Below are 23301 nucleotides of genomic sequence, written 5' to 3'. Positions count from 1 at the left end.
GCTTCTGCTATGATGCACGGCTTGTACGCCGTCATGAGTCTTCGTTATGCCCCATATCCAGGTTTTCAGTGAAGTGCCCGCCCGTGAAGGGGAGCTCGATGCCTTGCGCCTGCGCTTGGCCGAGGTGGCATTTCCCGCCCCCTTCGCCCTGGTGCTGACCGAGGAGCGGCTGGAGCTGCGCAAGCTGGATGAACCCAAGCTGGGGGCCGTGTACGTGGACTTCGTGGACGGGGCCGTGGCCCACAGGCGCAAGTTCGGCGGCGGCCGTGGCCAGTCCATCGCCAAGGCGGTGGGGCTCAAGGCGGGGGCTATGCCGACCGTGGTGGACGCCACCGCCGGGCTCGGTCGCGATGCCTTCGTGCTGGCGTCCCTTGGCTGCAAGGTGACCCTGATCGAGCGCAGCCCAGTAGTGGCGGCCCTGTTGCAGGATGGATTGACGCGGGCGGCGCAGGATCCTGAGATAGGCCCCTGGGTGCGCGAGCGGATGCAGCTGTTGCAAGGGCCGGCGGTGGACAACCTGCTGGCCCTTAGCGAGCGGCCGGATGTCATCTACCTGGACCCCATGTTCCCCCATAAGCAGAAGTCGGCGCTGGTGAAAAAAGAGATGCGGGTATTCCAGTCGCTGGTGGGACCGGATCTGGACGCGGATGCCCTGTTGCCGGCGGCCCTCAAGATGGCGGAGAAGCGGGTGGTGGTGAAGCGGCCCGACTACGCGGGCTGGCTCAACGAGCAAAAGCCCAGCATGGCCATCGAGACCAAGAGCAACCGCTTCGACGTCTATGTGATGGCGGCGCTGGCGAGCTAGACCGGCCGCCCGGAAAAACGGATGTAAAAAGAGAGGGCCAGCATAGCTGGCCCTCTCTTTTTGGTGATCGATGGTCTATCACTGACCGGGGGCGAAATGTACCCGCTTCGCTTCCCCCTGCCAGACCAGATCCAGGGTCGCGAGCTCAGCCAGACTCAGTCGCTCGCCGCTCTCCAGCTGCAGATACTCGACCCCATCTTTCGCCTCTATGGTTTGCACCTTGTCCGCCCACTGCCGTCCCTGCCGGGTGCTGATGGTCACCGGCAGCTGCCAGCGGGCGGCTATTTCGAGCCAGTCGTAGAGGTCACAGTCGATGGGTTGATAGTCCGTCATGGTGCTCTCCTGGTGGAATGGGCTTAGGCTTCCAGCAAACGGGTGGCCCAGCCCATCTTCTGCTGGCGCTCCACTTCCAGGCGCAGCTCGCTGGCGCGCAGGTAGTGTTCATCCAGCCAGCCCTTGGGCAGGGTCAGGGTCAGGGCATCCTCGTCCGCCTGCAGCATGAACTTGGGCACTGTGCCCTGGGTGCGCCGCATGCAGAGGATGAGGGAGATGCGCAGGATGCGGGCCAGCCGAATCGCCTGGCGACCGGTGACGGCTCCCTGCTTCTCCAGCGGTTCCAGCTTGAATTCGTCCCGCTGGTTGAACAGCAGGGCCGACAACAGCTTCTTCTGCGCCGGGGTGAAACCGGGCATGTCGATGTTGTCTATGATGTAGGCCGCGTGTTGCGGGGCCTTCTTGTACTCGATGCAGAGCCCGATCTCGTGCAGCAGGGCCGCGTAACGCAGGATCGGGCGACCGTAGCGCTTGGAGAGGCGCCAGGCCGGCTGAAGCTGGTTGAACGCCTCGACGGCGGTGTCGCGCACCCGCTCGGCATGTTCCTTGTCGAGCTGGTAGCGGCTGATCAGGCTGTCGGCGGTCCTGTCCCTGGCATCACAGTCGTGATTGTTGCCGAGCAGACCGTAGATGAGCCCTTCTCGCAGGGCGCCACCGGCGAGGGTCATGCTCTCGATGCCGAGGGTTTCGAAGATGGCGATCAGGATGGCGAGGCCGGAGGGGAACACGGTCAGCCGCTCGGCCGCCAGCCCTTCCAGTTGCAGCCGGTCCAGCTTGCCGCAGGCGATGGCCTGACCCATCAACTCCTGCAATTTCGGCAGGGTGACTCGCTCGCTCTTGCCCTGCGCCAGCATGATCTCCTGCAGCGCCTGGACTGTGCCCGAGGCACCGACGCAGGTGCGCCAGCCGAGCACGCGGTAATCGTCCGCCACCTTCTCCAGCACAGCTTTGGCGGCGGCGATGGCCTGATTGAAGCGGGCCTCGGAGAGTTCGCCGTCACCGAAGTGGTTGTTGAGCCAGGTGACGCAGCCCATGTGCAGGCTGTTGAGCAGCTTGGCCTCGCTGTGTTCGCCTATCACCAGCTCGGTACTGGCGCCGCCGATGTCGATCACCAGCCGATTGCCTTCCCCGGCGGAGGTCCAGGAGACCCCCTCGTAGATGGTCTTGGCCTCTTCCTCGCCCGAGATGATCTCGATGCTGTGGTTGAGCACCCGTTCCGCTTCGCTCAGGAACTCATCGACGTTGGTGGCAAGGCGCAAGGTGGCGGTACCCACCACCCGGATGTTGTCGGAGGGGATGTCCTGCAGCTGCTCGGAGAACAGGCGCAGACAGTCCCAGCCCCGCTCCATGGCGGCGCGGCTGAGGCGAAATTCGGAGTCGAGACCGGCGGCGAGGCGCACCTTGCGCTTGACCTTGGTGACGGTGCGCAGGGCACCGGCGACCTCGCGCACCACCAGCATATGAAAGCTGTTGGAGCCGAGGTCGATGGCGGCATAGAGCGGCGAGTTGTGCAACTGGGCCTGTCCTGTCAGCTCTTGCGGGGCGGACGGCGGCGGTTGTTGCTGTTGCCACCACCCTGACGATCCCGCATGTTGCGGTTCACCGGCTGGCGGTTGCGGAACACCCGTTTCGGGGCGGTCACGTCATCCAGCAGCGCCTCGCGGTCATACTTGCTGACCGGGATGGAGTGGTGGATGTACTCCTCGATGGCCGGCAGGTTAAAGGCATAGTCTTCACAGGCCAGGCTGATGGAGTGACCGCTCTTGCCGGCGCGACCGGTACGACCGATACGGTGTACATAGTCTTCGGCATCGTCGGGCAGGTCGAAGTTGAAGACGTGGGTCACGTCAGGGATGTGCAGACCACGGGCGGCCACGTCGGTGGCGACCAGGATGTCGAGCTGACCCTTGGTGAACTCTTCCAGGATCTTCATCCGCTTCTTCTGGGGCACGTCGCCGGTCAGCAGACCGACACGGTGGCCGTCGTTCTCCAGCCAGGCATGGACGTCTTCACAGACATGCTTGGTGTTGGCGAAGACGATGGCTTTCTCCGGCCACTCTTCTTCCATCAGGGAGAGCAACAGTAGCATCTTGTCTTCATTGGAGGGATAGAACAGCTCCTCCTTGATGCGCACGCCCGTCATCTGTTCCGGCTCGACCTGTACGTGTTCCGGGTGGTTCATGTGCTCGTAGGCCAGCTCCTGCACCCGCAGGGAGAGGGTGGCGGAGAACAGCATGCTCAGGCGCTCGGTGGCGGGGGGCATGCGGCGGAACAGGAAGCGGATGTCCTTGATAAAGCCGAGATCGAACATGCGATCCGCTTCATCCAATACCACTACCTGGATGTTGCCCAGATCGATGACCTTGGACTTGAAGTAGTCGATGATGCGACCCGTGGTGCCGATCAGGATGTCGACACCCTGTTCCAGCACGGCCAGCTGCTTGTCGTAGCCTTCGCCACCGTAGGCGAGACCGAGCTTGAGGCCGGTCGAGGCAGACATGCTTTCCGCATCGTTGTAGATCTGGACCGCCAGCTCCCGGGTCGGTGCCATTATGATGGCGCGCGGCTGGTTGATCAGGCGCGGTTGGGTCAGCGGGTGGGTCAACAGATAGTTGAAGGTCGCGGCCAGGAAGGCAAGGGTTTTGCCGGTCCCTGTCTGGGCTTGACCGGCGAGGTCATGGCCTTCTACCAGCAGCGGCAGAGACAGTGCCTGGATGGGCGTGCAATAGTGAAATCCCTTTGATTCCAGACCAGCCAGAACTTCGGGTTCGAGGCCCATTTGGGCGAATTTTTCGGTCGTTAGATGTGTTTTGCTCATGGCGGTAGGTTATCAGGTTAGGCTTGCAATAATAAACAGGATCATTTCAAATAGGGCAACTATTGCCTTTGTTGATCCGTCAATAAAGCCTTAATTACTGACTGGAGTTGGAGATGAGTGACAAGATTGTTCAGCTGAGCGATGCCAGCTTCGAGGCCGATGTAATCAAAGCCGACAGCCCCGTTCTGGTCGATTTCTGGGCTGAATGGTGCGGTCCGTGCAAGATGATTGCCCCGATCCTCAGCGAAGTCGCCCAAGAATATGCCGGTCGCGTGACCGTGGCGAAATTGAACATCGATCATAACGCCGACACTCCGCCCAAGTATGGCATTCGCGGTATCCCGACCCTCTTGCTGTTCAAGAATGGCGAAGTGGCAGCGACCAAGGTCGGCGCCCTGTCCAAGACTCAGCTGAAAGAGTTCCTGGACGGTAACCTGTAATAATCAAGAAGGAGCGCATTGCAATAATGCGCTCCTTGTGTTTTATCACCTAGACGCTCATCCCGATTGGTGCTAGTTTATCGCTCGTTTGCTAACCTTTTTGCCTGACTCTTTGCTTACCAACAGCCTGGCAAATCAAATCCGATCAGCATCAATCCAGCAGACTGTCTCCCCTACTTCAATCCTTGCTTACAGACTTTCACCACTATGAATCTGACTGAATTAAAGAACACTCCTGTGTCCGAGCTGGTCAAGCTTGGCGAATCCATGGGGTTGGAAAATCTGGCTCGGGCGCACAAGAAAGACATCATTTTCGCCATCCTCAAGGCGCACGCCAAGGGCGGTGAAGATATCTTTGGCGACGGTGTGCTGGAAATCCTGACCGATGGTTTTGGCTTCCTGCGTAGCGCAGACGGTTCCTACCTGGCGGGCCCTGACGATATCTACGTCTCCCCGAGCCAGATCCGCCGCTTCAACCTGCGTACCGGCGATACCATCTCCGGCAAGATCCGGCCACCGAAAGAGGGCGAACGTTACTTCGCGCTGCTCAAGGTCAACGACGTCAACTACGATCGTCCGGAAAATGCCCGCAACAAGATCCTGTTCGAAAACCTGACCCCCCTGCACGCCAACGAGCGTCTGCGCATGGAGCGTGGCAACGGTTCGACCGAAGACATCACAGCCCGTGTACTGGATCTCGCATCCCCCATCGGCAAGGGCCAGCGCGGCCTCATCGTCGCACCGCCCAAGGCCGGTAAGACCATGCTGCTGCAGAACATCGCCCAGAGCATCGCCTACAACCACCCGGATTGTGAGCTGATCGTGCTGCTGATCGACGAGCGTCCGGAAGAAGTGACCGAGATGCAACGCATGGTCAAGGGTGAAGTCATCGCCTCCACCTTCGACGAGCCGGCCTCCCGTCACGTCCAGGTCGCCGAGATGGTGATCGAGAAGGCCAAGCGCCTGGTCGAGCACAAGAAGGATGTGGTCATCCTGCTGGACTCTATCACCCGTCTGGCCCGTGCCTACAACACCGTCATCCCGTCATCCGGCAAGGTACTGACAGGTGGTGTGGATGCGAACGCCCTGCACAGACCCAAGCGCTTCTTCGGTGCCGCCCGTAACGTTGAGGAAGGCGGCAGCCTGACCATCATAGCGACCGCGCTGATCGACACCGGTTCCAAGATGGACGAGGTCATCTACGAAGAGTTCAAGGGTACCGGCAACATGGAACTGCACCTCTCGCGCAAGATCGCCGAGAAGCGCACCTATCCGGCCATCGACATCACTCGCTCCGGCACCCGCAAGGAAGAGCTGCTGACTGCCCCGGACGAGCTGCAGAAGATGTGGATCCTGCGCAAGATCATTCACCCCATGGGCGAGATCGACAGCATCGAGTTCCTCATCGACAAGCTGGCTGCGACCAAGACCAACGACGAGTTCTTCGACTCCATGAAGCGTCAGCAGAAGTAACAGCCCCCAAGAATGATAAAACCGCGGCCCAGGTCGCGGTTTTTGTTTATCTATTTGCCGGTGCCCTTAGTACTATGGGGCCAGGACGCCACAAGGCCGGATGTCACAAGGATAGGGACGTCATGAAGCTGATTTTCTTGCTATGGATTGGGTGGCTGCTGGCCGCCGCGCCCGTGCAGGCCGCCGATTCTCCCCCGCGGTTGCAGGCGCCGCTGGTGGCGGATGAGGACTTGCAGGGCCACCTCGATTATCTTGACCAGCGACTGGTGCTGGGGCAGTTTGCCGCCATGGACTCCTTGCTGGAGACTCTAGCCGTGGGCCAGCGCGAGTACCTGCTGTACCAGCTGCTGACCGGTCTCAAGCGGCTGGTCACGCCGAGCCCCGAGCTGCATGCCTGGGTACGGGATCAGGCCGCCAAGGCTCCCCAATGGCTGGTGGAAGGGGAGGTGGACGGCTTCCTGGTCCAGCTGCCCGCCTATGACTTCCCGGCCGAGGCCCGGCTGGTGCTGAGCCGCTGGCAGCAGCTCGCTTGGCAGGACAACTATCGTCAACTGCTGGCGCAGGACAGCTTCGACTTCAAGCAGCTCTACTACAGCCGCAATCCTGAGCTGGCGCGTCAACAACAGGCCTTGCTGGCCGTACTGGACAGCCAGCCGACCCCCATTCTCAGGCGCGAGTCCAGGCGACTGGCGGCCCTGAATCTGTTCCTGCCGGACAACCAATTGCTGCTGCACCTCATAGAGCGTACCGGAGATCCCGCCCTGTACCAGAAACTGTGGCGCCAGCCAGTGGATCACGATAGTTTGACAGCGCTACACACTATTAATCGCTTCTACAGGGGTCAGGAGGCAAGCGATCTGCTGATCTCCGCCAGTCGTCACGACCGACTGCTGCTGCCGGCCCTGCATCAGCTCAGCCGGCTCTCGCCGCTGCCGGATACCGCCCGCCAATACCTGCTGGCGGAGCTCGGCAAGCAGCAATACAGCGGCCTGGTGGCAGGTTTGCTGCTGCAGATGGACGAGCCCAGGCTGCTGGCCCAGCTGGCGGACCGGCTCACTCACCAGGAGCGGCGTCACGGCACGTCCGTCATGCGACCCGATACGGGTACACCGGATGGGCGGCCGGGGTTATAATGCCCCCTCACCTGCATCATGGGTACCCGCATGAAATACAAGGACTTGCGTGATTTCATCGCGCAGCTGGAACAAAACGGACAGCTCAAGCGCATCAGCCGCGAGATAGACCCCTATCTGGAGATGACCGAAATCAGCGACCGCACCCTGCGTGCGGGCGGCCCGGCCCTGCTGTTCGAGAACCCCAAGGGCTATGACATGCCGGTGCTGACGAACCTGTTCGGTACGCCTGACCGCGTCGCCATGGGCATGGGTCAGCCCAACGTCGGCGCCCTGCGCCAGGTGGGGACCTGGCTCTCCTACCTGAAGGAGCCGGAGCCCCCCCGCGGCCTCAAGGAGCTGATGGAGAAGCTGCCCATCTTCAAGCAGGTGCTGAACATGCCGACCAAGCGGCTCTCCTCCGCCCCCTGCCAACAGGTGGTGCTGGAAGGGGACGCGGTGGATCTCGACCAGATCCCGATCCAGCATTGCTGGCCGGGGGACGTGGCGCCCCTGGTGACCTGGGGCCTGACCATCACTCGCGGCCCCTACAAGAAGCGCCAGAACCTCGGCATCTACCGCCAGCAGAAGATCGGCAAGAACAAGCTGATCATGCGTTGGCTGGATCACCGCGGCGGCGCCATCGATTTTCGCGAGTGGCAGGAGGCGCATCCCGGTGAGCGCTTCCCCGTGGTGGTGGCGCTCGGCGCCGATCCTGCCACCATACTCGGCGCCGTGACGCCGGTGCCGGATACCCTCTCCGAGTATGCCTTCGCCGGCCTGCTGCGGGGCAGTCGCACCGAGGTGGTGAAGGCCCTGAGCTGTGATCTGGAAGTGCCCGCCAGCGCCGAAATCGTGCTGGAAGGCTATCTGGAGCCGGGCGAGATGGCGCCGGAAGGTCCCTATGGGGATCACACGGGTTATTACAACGAGGTGGACGAGTTCCCGGTGTTCACCATCACCCACATGACCAAGCGCCGCGATGCCATCTATCACAGCACCTATACCGGTCGTCCGCCCGATGAGCCGGCGGTGCTCGGGGTGGCGCTGAACGAGGTGTTCGTGCCATTGCTGCAAAAGCAGTTCCCCGAGATAGTGGACTTCTACCTGCCGCCGGAGGGTTGCTCCTACCGGATGGCGGTGGTGACCATCAAGAAACGCTACCCTGGCCACGCCAAGCGGGTGATGCTGGGGGTCTGGTCCTTCCTGCGCCAATTCATGTACACCAAGTTCGTGATCGTCTGCGACGACGACATCAACGCCCGTGACTGGAAGGACGTGATCTGGGCCATCACCACCCGGATGGACCCGGCGCGGGACACCACCCTGATCGAGCACACGCCGATTGACTACCTGGACTTCGCCTCGCCGGTGTCGGGGCTCGGCTCCAAGATGGGGCTGGATGCCACCAACAAGTGGCCGGGGGAGAGCAACCGGGAGTGGGGCCAACCCATAGTCCAGGATGCCGCCGTCACCGCCAAGATCGATGCCATCTGGGATGAGCTGAAGATCCTGGACTAGCCACAGGGCGGGTCAGGGGACCGTTCGATGCATAAAGAGCGGTATTGCCGGCCCGAATTGGGTATGCTCGACTGACCTGACCACGCGCAGGTCGCCAGAACACAGTGAATCAATGAGCGAGAACGGGCCGGGCTGGCCCGTCAAAAGGACAAGAATGCAACGTATCAAGTGCCGCGTAGAGGAACTGCGCGAATATGTCGACACCATCTGGCATGTGGCCCTGGCGCCGCAGCAAGCCATCAGCTTCAAGCCTGGCCAGTATCTGCTGGTGGTGATGAGTGACTCGGACAAGCGTCCCTTCTCCATCGCCAACTCGCCGACCCGCTCCGGTGTGCTGGAGCTGCAGATCGGTGCCACCCCTGAAAACGCCTACGCCGGTCAGGTGCTGGCCCGCATGCGCGAGCAGGGCGAGATCGAGATCGAACTGGCGGCGGGCAAGGCCTTCCTTCGGGACGAATCCCCCCGTCCCCTGATCCTGATGGCGGGCGGCACAGGTTTCTCCTACGCCCGCTCCATTCTGGAGTATCTGATCGCCACCGACAGCAAGCGTCCCGTGTTCCTCTACTGGGGAGTGCGTCAGGCACACTGGCTGTACGAGCAGGGGCAGATGCTGCAGTGGGCGCTGGATTATGCCCCGCTGACCTTCGTGCCCGTGGTGCAGGAGCCGGAAGCGGACTGGACCGGCCGGACCGGGCTGGTGCACAAGGCCATCATGGACGACTTCGTCAGCCTGCACGATTACGACATCTATGTGGCGGGCCGCTTCGAGATGGCGGGTGCCGCGCGGGAGGAGTTCAAGGTGCTGGGCGCCGAGCCGGAGCGCATCTTCGGCGACGCCTACGAGTTTATCTAGGCGATAGCCGGCGTCTCTTCGCTGTTCCAGAAACAACAAACCCCAGCCAGGCTGGGGTTTGTTTTATGTGCCGTCGGGGCGGGTGCTGCTGGCCCGACGTTCGGCGAGATTACTCGCCCTTGGCGCCGAGCTGCTGTTCCAGCTGGGCCAGCTTGGCCTCGAGGGCGGTCAGCTTCTCCCGGGTGCGCAGCAGCACCTTGGTCTGCACGTCAAACTCCTCACGGCTGACCAGATCCAGCTTGTTCAGCTGGGACTGCAGCACCTGACGGGTCTTCTTCTCCACCTCTTCACCCATGCTGCGAATACCGGGCGGCAGGGCGTTGTGTACCTGTTTGGCGATCTCTTCCAGTTTCTTCGGGTCGATCATGGGGTTCTCCTTAAGCGATGGGCCATTCTACCGACAAATGCCCCCCTTTGCCGAGATCGGGGTGGCTTTTTGCGTACCGACGGTAAACAAGCTCTGGTCGGGTCTGGTATTGCCCGGGATGCTGTTACCCTCCGCCGCCGGGGAGCGATTTCAATTCCTTGATGTTGCACACAAAAAAATCAGATCAGATGACCGACCAGAGGCTTATTAATTGTTATCTTGCTGTTAATATGACCCGGTCGGGTATGAACCCTACCCCGTCAGGCTCATCATGGATAACAACATAAAAGAGATAAGGACATGAAAAAAAACATAATTTATGCAGCAGTCCTCAGTGCGCTGCTGAGCGGTTGTGGTGGCAGCGATGATAACAAAGGCGATACTTCCAGCTATCTCGATTACCTGCTGAGCGGCTCCAATGCCGTGCGTCCCAGCGCCCTGGCCGCCCGTGCCTCCGACGGCACCCTGAAGTTCTCCACCGAGACGGCGGACCTCTCCAATCCCGTTTCTGCCCTCTCCACCCTGGATGGTTGGTCCACGACCCAGGCCATCCAGATAGTGCCGGTGACCGCCTCCGGCATCACCGTCAAGGCACCGACCGCCGCCGAGTTTGGCGCCTCTGTGGCCCCCCTCTATCTGCTGGAGCTGGCCTTTGACAGCACGGCCCTGCGCCCGAGCGGCGTGAAGAAGGTGCTGAGCTACGGCGTGGACTTCGTGGTCGCCGAGTCGACCGGCAAGCTGAACCTGGTGCCGCTCAAGCCGCTCAACCCCTCCTCCTACTACATGATAGTGGCGACCGATACGCTCAAAGACAGCGACGGCAACCCTGTCAAGATGGGCAGCGACTACAGCAACTACAAGAGCAGCCCGGGCAGCAATGCCCAGGAACAAAGCATCAACGGTCTGATCACCCTGCAGGAAGGCCTGTTCAAGGCCGCTACCGGCATCACCAGCGATCACGTGATCTTCTCCGACTGGTTCGGTACCCAGTCCGGCGCCGATGTGCTGTTGGCGGTGAAAGGGGCCGCAGCCTCGGTGCTGAAGGCCAGCCCGAACCTGGATGCCGCTGCGCTGTGGAAACAGGATGCCCTCGGCCATACCAGCCTGCCGGGTACCTATACCCTGGGAGTGACGGCCAACGCCCCCTTCCTGACTCAGCTGGAGGCCGAACAGTTCCTGCCTCAGGAACAGAAGGATGCCATTGCCGCCGCCGTGGCTGCCAGCCCGACCCTTAGCGGACTGGCGAGCGTCACCAAGGTTTATACCGGTGCGGTCAAGCTGCCTTACTTCCTCTCCTCGCCGGCCACCGTTGGTTCCTGGGATAAAGCCAAGACCCAGTCCTGGCACGGCGCCATCCCCAGCCTGTACGCCATCGCCAATGCCCTGAAGGCCAGTGACAGTGAGGTGATCGGCGGCCTGGTGGGCGCAGGTGTGGATCCGGCCTTGCTTGGGGCACTGATTGCCGATCCGACTCGCCAGACCGAGCTGCTGGCGGAGGCGAGCAAGCTCATCGGGGTGACCCTCACCTCGGGCGGCAAGGCGCTGGATCCCGAGCTGAATATCGGCCGCTTCAACCCGCTGCCGGCGCTGGCAGAGGTGCAATCCGTGCCGATGCGCATCTTTGCCGCCGCCCCGCTGTCTGCCATCACAGATGTGATCATCTATCAGCATGGCGTCACCTCGGTGAAGGAGAACGCCTATGCCCTGGCGCTGGGCCAGATCGGTGCCGGTGCTAAAGCATCTCCGGCCAAGAATGTCGCCGTGGTGGTGATCGATCACCCGCTGCACGGGGAGCGTGGTTTCGCCCTGAGCGGCAGCATGGCGACCGTGACCACCTCAGAGAACCCGACCCCCTATCTAAACCTGAGCTACCTGACGGTGGCACGGGACAACCTGAAACAGAGCGTGGCGGATCTGCTGGGCCTGCGTCTGGCGGTGGGGCTGGCCAACGCCAAGAGCGTCATCGGCACTGCTGGCAGCCTCAAGGTGCACTTCCTGGGTCACTCCCTGGGTGCCATCTCTGGGGCCAACCTGCTGGCGGTCGCCAACCAGTCTGTTGGTAATCCCCAGGCGGATGCCCTGTTCAAGTTCACCACGGGTGGCCTGGCCATGCCGGGCGGCGGTATAGCGCCGCTGCTGCTGAACTCACCGACCTTCGGCCCGACCATCAAGATGGGCGTGCTGATCGGGGGTAGCCCGGAGCTGAAGACGGCCTTCACCGCCTATGCACCGAACTGCAAGACCGCGGTGGCGAACTGCTTCATCAACGAGTTCCTGCCGAGCCTGGACGCTACCACCCAGGCGAGCGCCGCCGGTACGCTGCAGAGCTATGTTTTTGCGGCCCAGTCGGTGCTGGATTCGGCTGACCCGATCAACCTGGCGAGCGGCATCAAGGCGGACTTCCCGCTGTTTGCCACGGAAGTAGTGGGCGATGGCGCCCTAAGCCTGTCGGATCAGGTGATCCCGAACAGCATCGCATCCGCGCCGCTGGCGGGCACCGAGCCCCTGTTCCGGGTGATGGCGCTGCAACCGCTGACCGCCACAGGTGCGGCCAATCACAATGCGGCCCGCTTCGTGGCCGGTGGCCACAGCTCGCTGCTGGCACCGGACGAGAACTTCGATCCGACCGGCGCCGTGACGACCGAGATGCAGACCCAGTTCGGCAGCTTCTTCATGAGCGGCGGCACCGCGGTCAAGGTGACCGACGGGACCCTGCTCAAGCAATAAGTCAGCCGTCATAAAAAAACGCCGCCCTCTGGGCGGCGTTTTCGTTTCTGGAAATCAGAACAATGGATGGAAGAACGTCAGGTGGGTCTGTGATGCCTGTCCAGCCAGCCTTGCAGCAGACCCACCAGCAGGCCGACTAGATGGGCGATATTGGCGGTGCTGGTACCGAGCAGATCGAAGAAGCCGAGCACCAGCCAGAACAGCATGAAGCCCATCAGCGCCGGTGGCAGGCTGAGGCCGCAATCAGGCTGCAGCTTGGCGCGCAGCCAGCAGTAACCGAGCAGGGCATAGACCACCCCGGAGAGGCCGCCAAACAGCGGGCCGCTCGCGAAGAACTCCGCCACGTTGGGCAGGGCAGCCCCGACGATCAGCAGGATGAACAGCTTGCCGCTGCCGAGGCGCTGCTCTATCTGACCCCCCAGATACCACCACCACAGCAGATTGAACACCAGGTGCAGCACGGAGAAGTGGATGAAGGCCGGGGTGACGTAGCGCCATGCCTGCCAGTCGGTGAACTGGGCCAGGGTGGGGTGGAACGCCAGCTGGTCGAAGATGGGCAGGCCGATGGCGTTGAGGGCATAGACGGCCAGGCAGGCGATGATGACCACCAGGGTCAGGGGGCCCGCCTGATGCAGAAAGTCGGTGACCGGATCCGTCATCCCCTTGCTGTAGTCGATGCGGGCATCGGCCCGACCGGACTGCCAGGAGGCTTCCATGTAGCGAGGGTGATTCGGCTCGGCCAGGAAGCGTTTCACTTCCAGCTGAGCCTGGGCGAAACGCTGCTCATCCGCCAGCCAGACCGAGACGCCGAGCTCGGACTGGGTCAGCTCGCACGAGATGCCCAAGGTGGCGAGGTAATCCACCAGTGCCTGGGCCATGCGAGCGTCGCCCAGCACCAGCAGCTGGATCATGCCGGATGAGGGTGACTTGCCTGCTCCCGTCATGCGTCCCCCGCCTGAATGGGGAACTCCCTGCGCCAGGCCTCGAAGCCGCCATCCAGGCTGTAGACGGCGTCATAGCCCTGTTGCAGCAGATACTGGGCCGCGCCCTGGCTGCTGTTGCCGTGATAGCACATCACGATCACCGGGGTGTCGAAATCCACCTCGTCCATGAAACGGACCAGGGTGCCATTGGTGAGATGGAAGGCGCCGACCGCGTGGGCCGTCTCGAATGACTGGGGATCGCGAATATCCACGAGGCGGGCCTCACCGGCCTCCAGCTTCTGGTGGGCATCCTGGGCGCTGATATGGGCAAACTGGTCCATTGAGATGTCCTGCAAATAGATGATTGAGAGCCAGTTTACCGCAAGCCGTGGCTGGCGCTAAGTCGTCTCCCGCGAGGGATCGCAATTTCCTTCAATATTGGGTCCGGGATGGATGGTTAGGCTGGGGGTCCATCCATTGCACGAGTGACACTTATGGAAATGAATCTGCTGTTCTCCATGGCCGGGTTTGCCCTGGCCATGTCCATCTCCCCCGGCCCGGTCAATCTGGTGGCCCTCGGCGCCGGTGCCCGCTACGGCTTTCACGCCAGCTTGCGCCACGTGGTGGGGGCGACCCTGGGCTTCATCCTGCTGCTCCTGCTGATGGGGCTCGGGCTCGGCGGCGCTCTGGCGCAGTGGCCCATGGCGGAGGATGCCATGCGCTGGGGGGGCGTTCTCTTTCTCTGCTACATGGCCTGGCAACTGCTGGTGGACGGGGGCCGGGTGGAAGGGCAGGGCGAGGCCCCGCCTGCCTTCCTGTACGGCGCCCTGATGCAGTGGCTCAACCCCAAGGCCTGGCTGGCGGCCAGCATGGGGATGGGAGCTTACGGGGCCGCGGGCGGGCTCGGGCAGATCATGCTGTTCACCGGTATCTATCTGGTGATCTGTCTTGGCTCCATCGCCTGCTGGGCCTATCTGGGCAGCCGGCTGCAACAGGCGCTGCTCTCTCCCCGCCGCTTGCGCTGGTTCAACCGGGCCATGGCCCTGCTGCTGGTGCTGAGCACCGCCTACCTGGTGCGCTGAGGCCGGGCTGCGAGTTGCGTTCTGTATTGGCCAGGGGTGGCGGCGACCCTGCGTTTGAACTGGCGCTGGAAGTGGGCCTGATCGGCGAAGCCGCTTGCCAGCGCGACTTCTGTGAGGGGGAGTCCCTGCCTGAGCAGGAGGCGGGCGTGGCGGATGCGCTGGTCCAGCAGATAGGCGTGGGGCGTCATGCCGTAGTGGTGGCAGAAGGTGCGCACGAAGTGGGAGGGAGTGAGCCCGGCCACCGTGCTCAACTGCTGCAGGCTGAGAGGGCTGGCGCACTCATCCTGCATCAGCTCGGCGGCCCGTTGCAGGTGCTGCGGCGGCCTGTCATCCCAGCGGGCCGGGGTCAGTCTGGCCAGCAGCTGGCGGCTGAACTGGTGGCAGGCCACCTCTTTGGCCAGGGGATCGGGTGCCTGGGTCAGCTGGTGGTGGAGTTGTTGCAACGCCTGATACAGAACCGGATCCCGGCTGGCGGTCATGTCGAAGGGGCGAAACGTGGCGCCGAGGTCGGCCTCCTCCTGCTGACCTTGCAACCAGTCGGTGTCGAGGTAGAACATCAGATAGGACCAGGGCTCATCCGCGATGGGGTTGCAGGCATGCACCTCCTCCGGGTTCATCAGCACCAGGTGGCCGCTGCCGACCTCCTGATTGCTGCGCTGGTTGAGGTAATGACTGTGGCCGCCTGTGATGGCCCCGATGGAGAAGTGGGCGTGGCTGTGTTTGTCATAACAGACGCGGCGGCCATCCTGCACCGCCCGCGCCTCGATAAACGGCAGGGCAGGGTCGTGCCAGAAGCTGTGACTGTCCGGCGTCTCCCTTGACCTGCCCATGATCAGCCGCCGAGGTACGCCTGGCGCACCGCAGGGTTCGCCAGCAGGGCCGCGCCCGTGTCTTGCAACACCACGTGACCGTTCTCCAGCACGTAGCCCCGGTCCGCCAGTTTGAGCGCCTGGTTGGCATTCTGCTCCACCAGGAAGATGGTCATGCCCTTCTCCCTCAGCTGCAATATGGTGTCGAAGATCTGCTGGATGACGATGGGGGCCAGCCCGAGGGAGGGTTCATCCAGCAGCAGCAGGCGCGGCTTGCTCATCAGGGCGCGGCCTATGGCCAGCATCTGCTGCTCGCCGCCGGACATGGTGCCGGCCCTCTGCTCCAGCCGCTCATGCAGGCGCGGGAACAGGGTAAACACCTGGTCAAGCAGGCCGTTTTGCTCCTCTTTATCTACAAAGAAGGCACCCATCAGCAGATTCTCCTGCACCGTCAGGCGGGCGAAGATTCGTCGTCCCTCGGGTACGACTGCGATGTCCTTGCGCATGATGCGGGCTGTGGTGAGGGAGCTTATCTGCTCCCCCTCGAACCAGATGCTGCCGCTGCTGGGCTTGGGTTCACCGCAGAGGGTCATCAACAAGGTGGTCTTGCCGGCGCCGTTGGCGCCGATCAGGGTGACTATCTCGCCCTCTTTGACCTCGACGCTGACGTCGTGCAGTGCCTGGATCTTGCCGTAATGGGTCGATACGTTGCGAAGTTCTAACATCATGACTCCTAGGATTCGCCCAGATAGGCCTTGATCACGGCCGGATTGTTACGGATCTCGATCGGTTTGCCGTGGGCCAGCGGTGTGCCCTGGTTGACCACGAAGATGCGGTTGGAGATCTCCATCACCAGCTTCATGTCGTGCTCGATCAGCAGTACCGAGACCCCGAACTCGTCCCGCAAGTTGGAGATGAGCTCGTTCAGCTCGTCCGTCTCGTGGGGGTTGAGGCCGGCGGCCGGCTCATCCAGCATCAGCAGCTCTGGCCTGGTCGCCATGCAGCGGGCTATTTCGAGGCGACGCTGCTGACCATAGGCCAGGTTGCCGGCGGCACGGTTGGCGAGATCCTTGAGGCCCACCTTCTCCAGCCAGAAGGCGGACTGCTCCAGCCCCTCTTTCTCGGCGCGGCGGAAGGAGGGGGTCTTGAACAGGCCGGCGACGAAGCTGGTATTCAGGTGGCGATGCTGGGCGACCAACAGATTTTCCACTGCCGTCATCTCTTTAAAGAGACGAACGTGCTGGAAGGTGCGCACGATCCCCTTGCGGGCGATGAGGTGGCCGGGCAAGCCCTGGATCTCCTCACCCCGGTAACGGATCACGCCGCCGCTTGGACGGTAGAAACCGGTCAGGCAGTTGAAGATGGTGGTCTTGCCAGCGCCGTTCGGGCCAATGATGGAGATCACCTCCCCCTTGTCCACGTCCAGCTTGACGCCGTTGACTGCCAGCAAGCCGCCGAAGCGCATGGAGAGATCAGAGACTTCCAACAATTTCTGATTGTTGCTCATTTTCTAAGCTCCAGATGGGGGCGGCTCATGGGCAGCAGACCCTGGGGTCGCCAGATCATCATGAACACCATCAGCAGGCCGAACATCAGCATGCGGTACTCGTTGAACTCACGGGCCAGCTCCGGCAGTACCGTCATGACTATGGCGGCCAGCACCACCCCGATCTGGGAGCCCATGCCGCCCAGCACCACTATGGCGAGCACGATGGCCGACTCGATGAAGACGAAGGACTCCGGGCTGATGAAGCCCTGGCGCGAGGCGAAGAAGCTGCCGGCGAAGCCTGCGAAGCAGGCACCTATGGTGAAGGCGGTCAGCTTGATGATGGTGGGGTTGAGGCCCAGCGACTTGCAGGCGATCTCGTCTTCCCGCAGCGCCTCCCAGGCACGGCCGAGCGGCATGCGCAGCAGGCGGTTGATGACGAACAGGGTGGCGATCACCAGCACCAGCGCCATCAGGTAGAGGAAGATCACCTTGTGGTTGCCGTTGTAGGCGATGCCGAAGAATTCGTGGAAGGTGCCAAAACCCCCGTCCTTGACGGTGCGGTTGAATTCCAGCCCCCCCAGGGTCGGTTTGGGGATGCCGGAGATGCCGTTCGGGCCGCCGGTCAGGCTGGTCATGTTGTTGAGCAGGATGCGGATGATCTCCCCAAAGCCCAAGGTCACTATGGCCAGGTAGTCTCCTCGCAGCCGCAGCACCGGGAAGCCGAGCAGGAAGCCGAAGGTGGCCGCCATCAGGCCGGCGATGGGCAGACACTCCCAGAAGCTCAGCCCGAAGTAGGTGTTGAGCAGGGCATAGCTGTAAGCACCGACCGCGTAGAAGCCGACGTAGCCGAGATCCAGCAGGCCGGCGAGGCCCACCACCACGTTCAGTCCCAGCCCCAGCATGATGTAGATCAGCGTCAGGGTGGCGAGATCGATGGCGCCGCGAGAGGCCATGAAGGGCCAGCTCACCGCGAACAAGAGCACCAGCACAGCGGTCAGGTTATAGAGCTTGGGGGCCTCTTCAGGGCTTGGCAGCACCAGCTTGGTGAAACCGACGGAGAAGCCGCTGATGGAGGCCTGGAACAGCTTGGAAATCTGGCCGCGCAGCATCTGGAACCAGAAGACGATGGTGGCGCCCCCCAGCAGCCAGGCCAGCGACACATCGAGCCGGCTTATCACCTGCAGGCGGTTGCCGTCGGTCTCGAGCTTGAAGCCCAGCAGCCAGAAGGAGAGCACCATCAGCATCAGGCTGGCGATGCAGGCATGGATAAATTGTTTTTTCATACCTTCTCGACCTCCGGGCGACCCAGGATGCCGGTCGGCATGAACAAGAGCACGAAGATGAGCAGGGCGAACGCCATTACATCCTTGTATTCGGTGCTGAGGTAGCCGGCGGTGAGTGCTTCCACCACCCCGAGCAGCAGGCCGCCGATGACGGCGCCCGGAATGCTGCCGATGCCGCCCAGTACAGCAGCGGTAAAGGCCTTCAAGCCAGCCATAAAGCCGAGGTAGGGGTTGATGACGCCGTAATACATGCCGAGCAGGACCCCGGCCACGGCGGCCAGGGTGGCTCCCAGCACGAAGGTGATGGAGATGACCACGTGGGTGTCTATCCCCAGCAGGTTCGCCATCTTGATGTCTTCCGAACAGGCGCGGCAGGCGCGGCCCATGCGGGAGCGGTTGATGAACTGGGTCAGCGCCAGCATGGTGATGAAGGTCACCACGAAGATGATGAGCTGCATGTAGGAGAGGCTGGCCTGGAAGCCATCCTCGGCCCCTAAGTCCCAGCCACCCGAGATCAGGGTGGGCATGGCGATATCACGCGAGCCCTGGGCCATCCGCATCATGTTTTGCAAAAATATCGACATGCCGATGGCGGAGATGAGGGGGATGAGGCGATTGCCGCCCCGCAGCGGGCGATAGGCGACCCGCTCTATGGTCCAGCCATAGCTGCCTGTGATGATGATACTGACCAGGAAGGCGCCTCCCAGCAGCAAGAAAGTGCTGTCGATGCCCATCATCATGAGACCGGCCATCACCATGAAGGCGACATAGGAGCCGATCATGTAGACCTCGCCGTGGGCGAAGTTGATCATGCCGATGATGCCGTAGACCATGGTGTAGCCGATGGCGATCAACGCATAGGTGCTGCCTATGGTTAATCCGTTCAGCAACTGCTGAACCAGATAAAGAAGGTGTTCGGACATACTGCGTTCCCTGTACTTGCCCGCAAAGAAAGGAGGGGGTGACGCTTGTCACCCCCGACCGGCAGATTATTTGACTTGGGTGGAGGTGCCGTCGGCGTGCCACTGGAAGACGCCGAACTCGAAGCCTTTCAGGTCACCGTTCGGTGCCCAGCTCAGGGGACCCATGACGGTGTCGATCGGTGCAGCCTTGATGGCGGCAGCCACGGCGGCAGGATCGTCTGCACCCGCCTTGGCGATACCGGCAGCCAGGGTCTGTACCGCGGCATAGGTAGTCCAGACGAACGGACCGGAGGAGTCCTGACCCTTGGCCTTGAACGCTGCCACGATGGGGGCGTTGGCGGGCACCAGGTCATATTTGTTCGGCAGGGTGACCAGCAGGCCTTCGGAAGCCGGGCCGCCGATGGCGGAGATGTCCTTGTTACCCACGCCTTCCGGACCCATGAACTTGGCCTTCAGACCCTTCTCGCCAGCCTGGCGCAGGATCAGACCCAGCTCCGGGTGGTAGCCACCGTAATAGACGAAGTCCACGTTCTCTTTCTGCAGCTTGGCGATCAGGGCGGAGAAGTCCTTGTCCCCGGCGGTGATGCCTTCGAACGCCACTACCTTGACGCCAGCCTTGTCCAGCTCGGCCTTGACGCTGGAGGCGATGCCTTCACCGTACTGCTTCTTGTCGTGGATGACGGCCACACGCTGGGGCTTGACCTGCTCGATGATGTACTTGGCAGCGGTCGGGCCCTGATCGCTGTCCAGGCCGATAGTGCGCATGGTCAGCTGGTAGCCGCGCTCGGTGATCTTGGGGTTGGTGGAGGCCGGGGTGATCATCAGCACGCCTTCATCTTCATAGATGTCGGAGGCGGGCAGGGTGTTGTCGGAGCAGAGGTGACCGACCACGAACTTGACGCCGTCGTTGATCACCTTGTTGGCGACCGCCACGGCCTGCTTGGGATCGCAGGCGTCGTCATAGACGATGGCTTCGATCTGCTTGCCCTTGATGCCGCCCGCCTTGTTGATCTGCTCGACCGCCATCTTGCCGCCGGTGAACTGCATGTCACCGTACTGGGCGACCGGTCCTGTGACCGGGCCGGCGATACCGATCTTGATGGTATCGGCCGCATTGGCCATGGAAGCTGCTCCAAACAGAGCCAAAGAAACCGCTGCTCTGACTGCCATTTTGCTCAAGTTATGCATTGATTCGTCCCTTAATCAGTGAATTGTTTCATTTTATGCGCATCATTCCGAACCTGTATCCCGTCGGCCCGGCAATAGGTAAGGTTCTATCATTCCTCGCTGGGCAATAACAAGATGTTAAAGATACTGACCAGAGTCGATGGGACAGGGCTTTTATGAAACAAATGCCCTGACATTGATATAATTTCAGAATTTAATATCGCAATGGTGGCTTAACATGCAGGTAACAAATTGTCATGGTGACAAATGTCAGAGTAAAAAACTGACGATATTTCGTTCTGCGCCTGCTCTCATTTTGACCAAAATTCGTTTGCGCAAATAGAGTTGACCGCCTAGATTAGCCAAGATTGACAATTCACTGGCAGCTCTCGTTAAAACCAAGCCTTTATTCGGGAAATCTGCTACTGTTCCGCCTTTGATCTTCAGGAGACAGAGATGGCCACTATCAAGGATGTCGCTTCCCGTGCAGGCGTATCCATCTCCACCGTCTCACATGTACTCAATCACACCCGTCGGGTCAGCGAAGATGCGACTCAAAAAGTGCTTGAGGCGGTGGCAGAACTCAACTACGCGCCCAACTCGGTGGCGCGCAGCCTCAAGATAAATTCAACCAAAACCATCGGCATGCTGGTCACGACCAGTGCCAACCCCTTCTTCGCGGAAGTGGTGCAGGGGGTCGAGGCCTACTGCTTCGAGCAGGGCTACAGCCTGATCCTGTGCAACACCGAGAACCAGCCGCCCCGTCAGCAGCACTACCTGCGCATGTTGATGGAGAAGCGGGTCGACGGCCTGCTGGTGCTGGGGACCGACATCGACACCCAGTTCAGGGACATGCTGCGCATCCACAAGAAGGTGCCGCAGGTGGTGCTGGATTGGGGCAACGAGTGCGATTTTGCCAACGTGATCAACGACAACGCCCGCATCGGCGCCCGTATGGCGGTGAGCCATCTGCTGGAGCTGGGTCACAGGGAGATCGTCTGCATCACGGGCCATCTCTCCAAGCCGACCACCCAGCAGCGGCTGGACGGGGTGCGCGACGCCCTGGGCGAGCAGGGCCTGACCCTGAAAGAGGAGCAGATCTTCGAGGGGGACTACGAGAGCCAGAGCGGCTTCGATGCCATGCAGCGCATCCTGGCCCTGAACCCGCGCCCGACCGCCGTGTTTGCCTTCGACGATCCCATGGCCATCGGTGCCATCTGCGCCGCCTGGGAAGCCGGGGTCAAGGTGCCGGACGACATCTCCATGATCGGCTATGACGACATCGAGATGGCGCGCTTCTCCAGCCCGCCGCTCACCACCATTCGCCACCCCAAGGCCGAGCTCGGTCTGCTGGCGGTGCAGCAGCTGGTGAGCCGGATCCGCAACAAGGAGCTGGAGGTGGAATCCATGACGGTTCAGCCCGAGCTGATTGTGCGCCGCTCGGTCAAGTCCCTGCGCTGACCTCAGTGTTTCGCAAGCGAAAGTCCAACGAAAGGCCCCCTCCAATGTGAGGGGGTCTTTGTTTTTGGGCTGCTTGTATCTGGGGAGCCGTCAGGCCTTGAGGCCGAGCCGGCGGGCAAGCCGGTGCAGGTTGCCGCCATCCAGCTCCAGGGCGCGGGCGGTGGCGGCCCAGTTGCCATCATGAGTCGCCAGGGTACGCTCGATCAGGGCGAGCTGGAAGGCGTCGGTGGCGGCCCTCAGCCCCAGGCCGACGGGCAAGGGGGGCTCGGCAAGTGCCACGCCTGGGCTGGTGGACATGGGCAGGGCGCCAGTGCCCAGATTGAAGTGGTGGCTCGCTAGGCTGGGGCTCTGGCTGCCCTGTTCGGCCCGCGCCAGCACGGCGGCACGGTGGATGGCGTGCTCCAGCTCCCGCACATTGCCCGGCCAGTCGTGGGCGGCTAACAGTTGCAACGCCTGGGGCTGGATGCGCAGCCGCTCCAGCCCCAGGCTGACCCGGCAGCGTTCGCAGAAATAGCCGGCCAGCAAGGGGATGTCGTCTGGCCGCTCCCGCAGCGCCGGGGCCTGGATCGGGAAGACGCTCAGCCTGTGGTAGAGATCGGCCCGGAAGGCGCCATCCACCACCGCCTGTTTCAGGTCCCGGTTGGTGGCGGCCAGGATGCGCACGTTCACCTTGAGGGGGGTGTCGTCACCGATGCGCTGCAGATCGCCGTATTGCAGCACCCGCAGCAACTTGGCCTGCAGGGGCAGGGAGAGCTCGCCTATCTCGTCCAAAAACAAGGTGCCCCTGTCCGCCAGCTCGAACTTGCCCGCCCGGTTGTGGATGGCACCGGTGAAGGCCCCCTTCACGTGGCCGAACAGCTCGCTCTCCGCCACCGACTCCGGCAGGGCGGCGCAGTTGAGATAGACCAGGGGGGCGCCGGCGCGCGGTGAGCCCTTATGCACCGCCTTGGCGATCAGCTCCTTGCCGACCCCCGTCTCCCCCAGGATCAGCACGTTCAGCTCCGAGCTCGCCACCACGTCTATCTCGTGGCGCAGCCGGGCCATGGCGGGGGAGTTGCCTATCATCTCCGGCTGGTCAGCACCTGCCTGCGGGCCCGACGCTATGGGTTCGCTGCTCTGGCGGGCGAGCCGCTCCAGCAAGAGGGCATTGCTGAGTGCTGCCGCCGCCAGGGCCCCCACCAGCCGCAACTCCTCGTCGCTGATGTCATCGAACTGGGCCGGGTTCATGCCGTCTATGGTCAGGGCGCCGATAAGTGCCTGATCTGCGAACAGCGGCAGGCCGACGCAGGCATGCACCTTGAAGTCGTCGTGATCCGGGATCAGGCCGTCATAGGGGTCGGGCAGCTGGCTGTCGGCGGGGAAGCGCACCACGTCGCCGGCCCGGGCTATGGCCTCCATGCGCGGGTGATCCTTGAGCGCGAAGCGGCGGCCCAGCACGTCCTGCATCAGGCCGTCGGTGGCGAGCGGGATGAACTGGCCCCCCTCGTAGCGCAGCAGGGCCGAGGCATCCGAGTGCAGCAGGCTGCGCACGCTCTGGATCAGGCGATGGAATCTGTCCTGGTGGGAGATACCGAGTTGCAGGTCGAGGGCGATGCGCGCCAGGCGGTCGGTGGAGATCACAGAGATTGTCCAAATGACAGTATGTTTGTGATTTTGACTATAAATGCGTGGTGTCTTGATGACAATGGCAGATTTTTATTTTTATTAAAAACAAT

At 62.2% G+C, this 23301-nt stretch carries 22 protein-coding genes; 9 read left to right on the top strand and 13 right to left on the bottom strand.

Annotated features, from left to right (window positions below):
- Positions 1 to 46 precede the first annotated feature (46 nt).
- Positions 47 to 805, top strand: a complete 759-nt coding sequence (locus CUC44_RS16055; protein WP_425266326.1) for a class I SAM-dependent methyltransferase — start codon at positions 47 to 49, stop codon at positions 803 to 805.
- Positions 806 to 883: 78 nt separating this feature from the next.
- On the opposite strand, the gene CUC44_RS16050 is transcribed toward CUC44_RS16055, so the two are convergent.
- The 3 genes from CUC44_RS16050 to rhlB are packed head-to-tail and all read right to left on the bottom strand — an operon-like array spanning position 884 to position 3956.
- Positions 884 to 1138: a Rho-binding antiterminator gene (locus CUC44_RS16050; RefSeq protein WP_100860887.1), complete on the bottom strand. Its 255-nt coding sequence runs from the start codon at positions 1136 to 1138 to the stop codon at positions 884 to 886.
- A 23-nt stretch (positions 1139 to 1161) separates the two neighbouring features.
- Positions 1162 to 2652: a guanosine-5'-triphosphate,3'-diphosphate diphosphatase gene (gene gppA, locus CUC44_RS16045; protein WP_100860886.1), complete on the bottom strand. Its 1491-nt coding sequence runs from the start codon at positions 2650 to 2652 to the stop codon at positions 1162 to 1164.
- Between the two features lie 14 nt (positions 2653 to 2666).
- Positions 2667 to 3956, bottom strand: coding sequence for an ATP-dependent RNA helicase RhlB (gene rhlB, locus CUC44_RS16040; protein WP_100860885.1), 1290 nt, complete (start codon positions 3954 to 3956; stop codon positions 2667 to 2669).
- A 113-nt stretch (positions 3957 to 4069) separates the two neighbouring features.
- Between rhlB and trxA the strand changes: the two genes are divergently transcribed.
- The 5 genes from trxA (at position 4070) to fre (ending at position 9355) form a co-directional block, all read left to right on the top strand.
- Complete coding sequence (gene trxA / locus CUC44_RS16035; RefSeq protein WP_050720486.1) at positions 4070 to 4396, top strand: thioredoxin TrxA; 327 nt, start codon at positions 4070 to 4072, stop codon at positions 4394 to 4396.
- 207 nt (positions 4397 to 4603) lie between these two features.
- Positions 4604 to 5869 carry a transcription termination factor Rho gene (rho, locus tag CUC44_RS16030; RefSeq protein ID WP_100860884.1) on the top strand — a complete coding sequence of 422 codons (1266 nt, stop codon included), beginning with the start codon at positions 4604 to 4606 and terminating at the stop codon, positions 5867 to 5869.
- A gap of 122 nt (positions 5870 to 5991) precedes the next feature.
- Positions 5992 to 7002, top strand: coding sequence for a hypothetical protein (locus CUC44_RS16025; RefSeq protein WP_100860883.1), 1011 nt, complete (start codon positions 5992 to 5994; stop codon positions 7000 to 7002).
- A gap of 30 nt (positions 7003 to 7032) precedes the next feature.
- Positions 7033 to 8502: a 4-hydroxy-3-polyprenylbenzoate decarboxylase gene (ubiD, locus tag CUC44_RS16020; RefSeq protein ID WP_100860882.1), complete on the top strand. Its 1470-nt coding sequence runs from the start codon at positions 7033 to 7035 to the stop codon at positions 8500 to 8502.
- 154 nt (positions 8503 to 8656) lie between these two features.
- Positions 8657 to 9355 carry an NAD(P)H-flavin reductase gene (gene fre, locus CUC44_RS16015; protein ID WP_100860881.1) on the top strand — a complete coding sequence of 233 codons (699 nt, stop codon included), beginning with the start codon at positions 8657 to 8659 and terminating at the stop codon, positions 9353 to 9355.
- Positions 9356 to 9464: 109 nt separating this feature from the next.
- Here fre and ubiK read toward each other — a convergent pair whose 3' ends face one another.
- Complete coding sequence (ubiK, locus tag CUC44_RS16010) at positions 9465 to 9722, bottom strand: ubiquinone biosynthesis accessory factor UbiK (protein WP_050720481.1); 258 nt, start codon at positions 9720 to 9722, stop codon at positions 9465 to 9467.
- 300 nt (positions 9723 to 10022) lie between these two features.
- Here ubiK and CUC44_RS16005 point away from each other — a divergent pair, with 300 nt between their 5' ends.
- A complete protein-coding gene (locus CUC44_RS16005; RefSeq protein WP_100860880.1) occupies positions 10023 to 12449 on the top strand; it encodes a VolA/Pla-1 family phospholipase in 2427 nt (808 codons plus the stop codon).
- 77 nt (positions 12450 to 12526) lie between these two features.
- Here CUC44_RS16005 and glpG read toward each other — a convergent pair whose 3' ends face one another.
- Positions 12527 to 13360 (bottom strand): rhomboid family intramembrane serine protease GlpG, encoded by an 834-nt coding sequence (glpG, locus tag CUC44_RS16000; protein WP_100860879.1) that lies wholly within the window; start codon positions 13358 to 13360, stop codon positions 12527 to 12529.
- A gap of 29 nt (positions 13361 to 13389) precedes the next feature.
- Complete coding sequence (glpE, locus tag CUC44_RS15995) at positions 13390 to 13713, bottom strand: thiosulfate sulfurtransferase GlpE (protein WP_100860878.1); 324 nt, start codon at positions 13711 to 13713, stop codon at positions 13390 to 13392.
- Between the two features lie 153 nt (positions 13714 to 13866).
- On the opposite strand from glpE, the gene CUC44_RS15990 reads away from it, so the two are divergent.
- Positions 13867 to 14454 (top strand): LysE family translocator, encoded by a 588-nt coding sequence (locus CUC44_RS15990; protein WP_244166795.1) that lies wholly within the window; start codon positions 13867 to 13869, stop codon positions 14452 to 14454.
- On the opposite strand, the gene CUC44_RS15985 is transcribed toward CUC44_RS15990, so the two are convergent.
- The 6 genes from CUC44_RS15985 to CUC44_RS15960 form a co-directional block, all read right to left on the bottom strand.
- Positions 14439 to 15284, bottom strand: coding sequence for an AraC family transcriptional regulator (locus CUC44_RS15985; protein ID WP_100860877.1), 846 nt, complete (start codon positions 15282 to 15284; stop codon positions 14439 to 14441). The two genes, CUC44_RS15990 and CUC44_RS15985, sit on opposite strands and share 16 nt — an antisense overlap.
- A 2-nt stretch (positions 15285 to 15286) precedes the next feature.
- Positions 15287 to 15988, bottom strand: a complete 702-nt coding sequence (locus CUC44_RS15980) for an ABC transporter ATP-binding protein (protein ID WP_100860876.1) — start codon at positions 15986 to 15988, stop codon at positions 15287 to 15289.
- An 8-nt stretch (positions 15989 to 15996) separates the two neighbouring features.
- Positions 15997 to 16770 carry a high-affinity branched-chain amino acid ABC transporter ATP-binding protein LivG gene (livG, locus tag CUC44_RS15975; RefSeq protein WP_100860875.1) on the bottom strand — a complete coding sequence of 258 codons (774 nt, stop codon included), beginning with the start codon at positions 16768 to 16770 and terminating at the stop codon, positions 15997 to 15999.
- Positions 16767 to 18035, bottom strand: coding sequence for a high-affinity branched-chain amino acid ABC transporter permease LivM (locus tag CUC44_RS15970; RefSeq protein WP_100860874.1), 1269 nt, complete (start codon positions 18033 to 18035; stop codon positions 16767 to 16769). The genes livG and CUC44_RS15970 overlap by 4 nt, the downstream gene beginning before the upstream one ends.
- Positions 18032 to 18958 carry a high-affinity branched-chain amino acid ABC transporter permease LivH gene (gene livH, locus CUC44_RS15965; protein WP_100860873.1) on the bottom strand — a complete coding sequence of 309 codons (927 nt, stop codon included), beginning with the start codon at positions 18956 to 18958 and terminating at the stop codon, positions 18032 to 18034. Before livH ends, CUC44_RS15970 begins: the two co-directional genes overlap by 4 nt.
- Before the next feature lie 66 nt (positions 18959 to 19024).
- Positions 19025 to 20146 carry a branched-chain amino acid ABC transporter substrate-binding protein gene (locus CUC44_RS15960; protein ID WP_167388930.1) on the bottom strand — a complete coding sequence of 374 codons (1122 nt, stop codon included), beginning with the start codon at positions 20144 to 20146 and terminating at the stop codon, positions 19025 to 19027.
- Positions 20147 to 20581: 435 nt separating this feature from the next.
- Between CUC44_RS15960 and CUC44_RS15955 the strand changes: the two genes are divergently transcribed.
- Positions 20582 to 21586: a substrate-binding domain-containing protein gene (locus CUC44_RS15955; RefSeq protein ID WP_100860872.1), complete on the top strand. Its 1005-nt coding sequence runs from the start codon at positions 20582 to 20584 to the stop codon at positions 21584 to 21586.
- 90 nt (positions 21587 to 21676) lie between these two features.
- Here the strand turns inward: CUC44_RS15955 and norR are convergent, their stop codons facing one another.
- A complete protein-coding gene (norR, locus tag CUC44_RS15950) occupies positions 21677 to 23206 on the bottom strand; it encodes a nitric oxide reductase transcriptional regulator NorR (protein WP_100860871.1) in 1530 nt (509 codons plus the stop codon).
- Positions 23207 to 23301 lie beyond the last annotated feature (95 nt).

It is taken from the genome of Aeromonas lusitana (genome assembly GCF_002812985.1).
Lineage (GTDB): Bacteria > Pseudomonadota > Gammaproteobacteria > Enterobacterales > Aeromonadaceae > Aeromonas > Aeromonas lusitana.
This window is presented reverse-complemented; position numbering and strand designations above follow the sequence as displayed.

Bases quoted from the DNA above. Each gene is read 5' to 3' on its own strand.
- CUC44_RS16055 (WP_425266326.1), top strand. From the start codon at position 47: ATGCCCCATATCCAGGTTTTCAGTGAAGTGCCCGCCCGTGAAGGGGAG.
- CUC44_RS16050 (WP_100860887.1), bottom strand. From the start codon at position 1,138: ATGACGGACTATCAACCCATCGACTGTGACCTCTACGACTGGCTCGAA.
- rhlB (WP_100860885.1), bottom strand. From the start codon at position 3,956: ATGAGCAAAACACATCTAACGACCGAAAAATTCGCCCAAATGGGCCTC.
- trxA (WP_050720486.1), top strand. From the start codon at position 4,070: ATGAGTGACAAGATTGTTCAGCTGAGCGATGCCAGCTTCGAGGCCGAT.
- rho (WP_100860884.1), top strand. From the start codon at position 4,604: ATGAATCTGACTGAATTAAAGAACACTCCTGTGTCCGAGCTGGTCAAG.
- CUC44_RS16025 (WP_100860883.1), top strand. From the start codon at position 5,992: ATGAAGCTGATTTTCTTGCTATGGATTGGGTGGCTGCTGGCCGCCGCG.
- ubiD (WP_100860882.1), top strand. From the start codon at position 7,033: ATGAAATACAAGGACTTGCGTGATTTCATCGCGCAGCTGGAACAAAAC.
- fre (WP_100860881.1), top strand. From the start codon at position 8,657: ATGCAACGTATCAAGTGCCGCGTAGAGGAACTGCGCGAATATGTCGAC.
- ubiK (WP_050720481.1), bottom strand. From the start codon at position 9,722: ATGATCGACCCGAAGAAACTGGAAGAGATCGCCAAACAGGTACACAAC.
- CUC44_RS16005 (WP_100860880.1), top strand. From the start codon at position 10,023: ATGAAAAAAAACATAATTTATGCAGCAGTCCTCAGTGCGCTGCTGAGC.
- glpG (WP_100860879.1), bottom strand. From the start codon at position 13,360: ATGATCCAGCTGCTGGTGCTGGGCGACGCTCGCATGGCCCAGGCACTG.
- glpE (WP_100860878.1), bottom strand. From the start codon at position 13,713: ATGGACCAGTTTGCCCATATCAGCGCCCAGGATGCCCACCAGAAGCTG.
- CUC44_RS15990 (WP_244166795.1), top strand. From the start codon at position 13,867: ATGGAAATGAATCTGCTGTTCTCCATGGCCGGGTTTGCCCTGGCCATG.
- CUC44_RS15985 (WP_100860877.1), bottom strand. From the start codon at position 15,284: ATGGGCAGGTCAAGGGAGACGCCGGACAGTCACAGCTTCTGGCACGAC.
- CUC44_RS15980 (WP_100860876.1), bottom strand. From the start codon at position 15,988: ATGTTAGAACTTCGCAACGTATCGACCCATTACGGCAAGATCCAGGCA.
- livG (WP_100860875.1), bottom strand. From the start codon at position 16,770: ATGAGCAACAATCAGAAATTGTTGGAAGTCTCTGATCTCTCCATGCGC.
- CUC44_RS15970 (WP_100860874.1), bottom strand. From the start codon at position 18,035: ATGAAAAAACAATTTATCCATGCCTGCATCGCCAGCCTGATGCTGATG.
- livH (WP_100860873.1), bottom strand. From the start codon at position 18,958: ATGTCCGAACACCTTCTTTATCTGGTTCAGCAGTTGCTGAACGGATTA.
- CUC44_RS15960 (WP_167388930.1), bottom strand. From the start codon at position 20,146: ATGCATAACTTGAGCAAAATGGCAGTCAGAGCAGCGGTTTCTTTGGCT.
- CUC44_RS15955 (WP_100860872.1), top strand. From the start codon at position 20,582: ATGGCCACTATCAAGGATGTCGCTTCCCGTGCAGGCGTATCCATCTCC.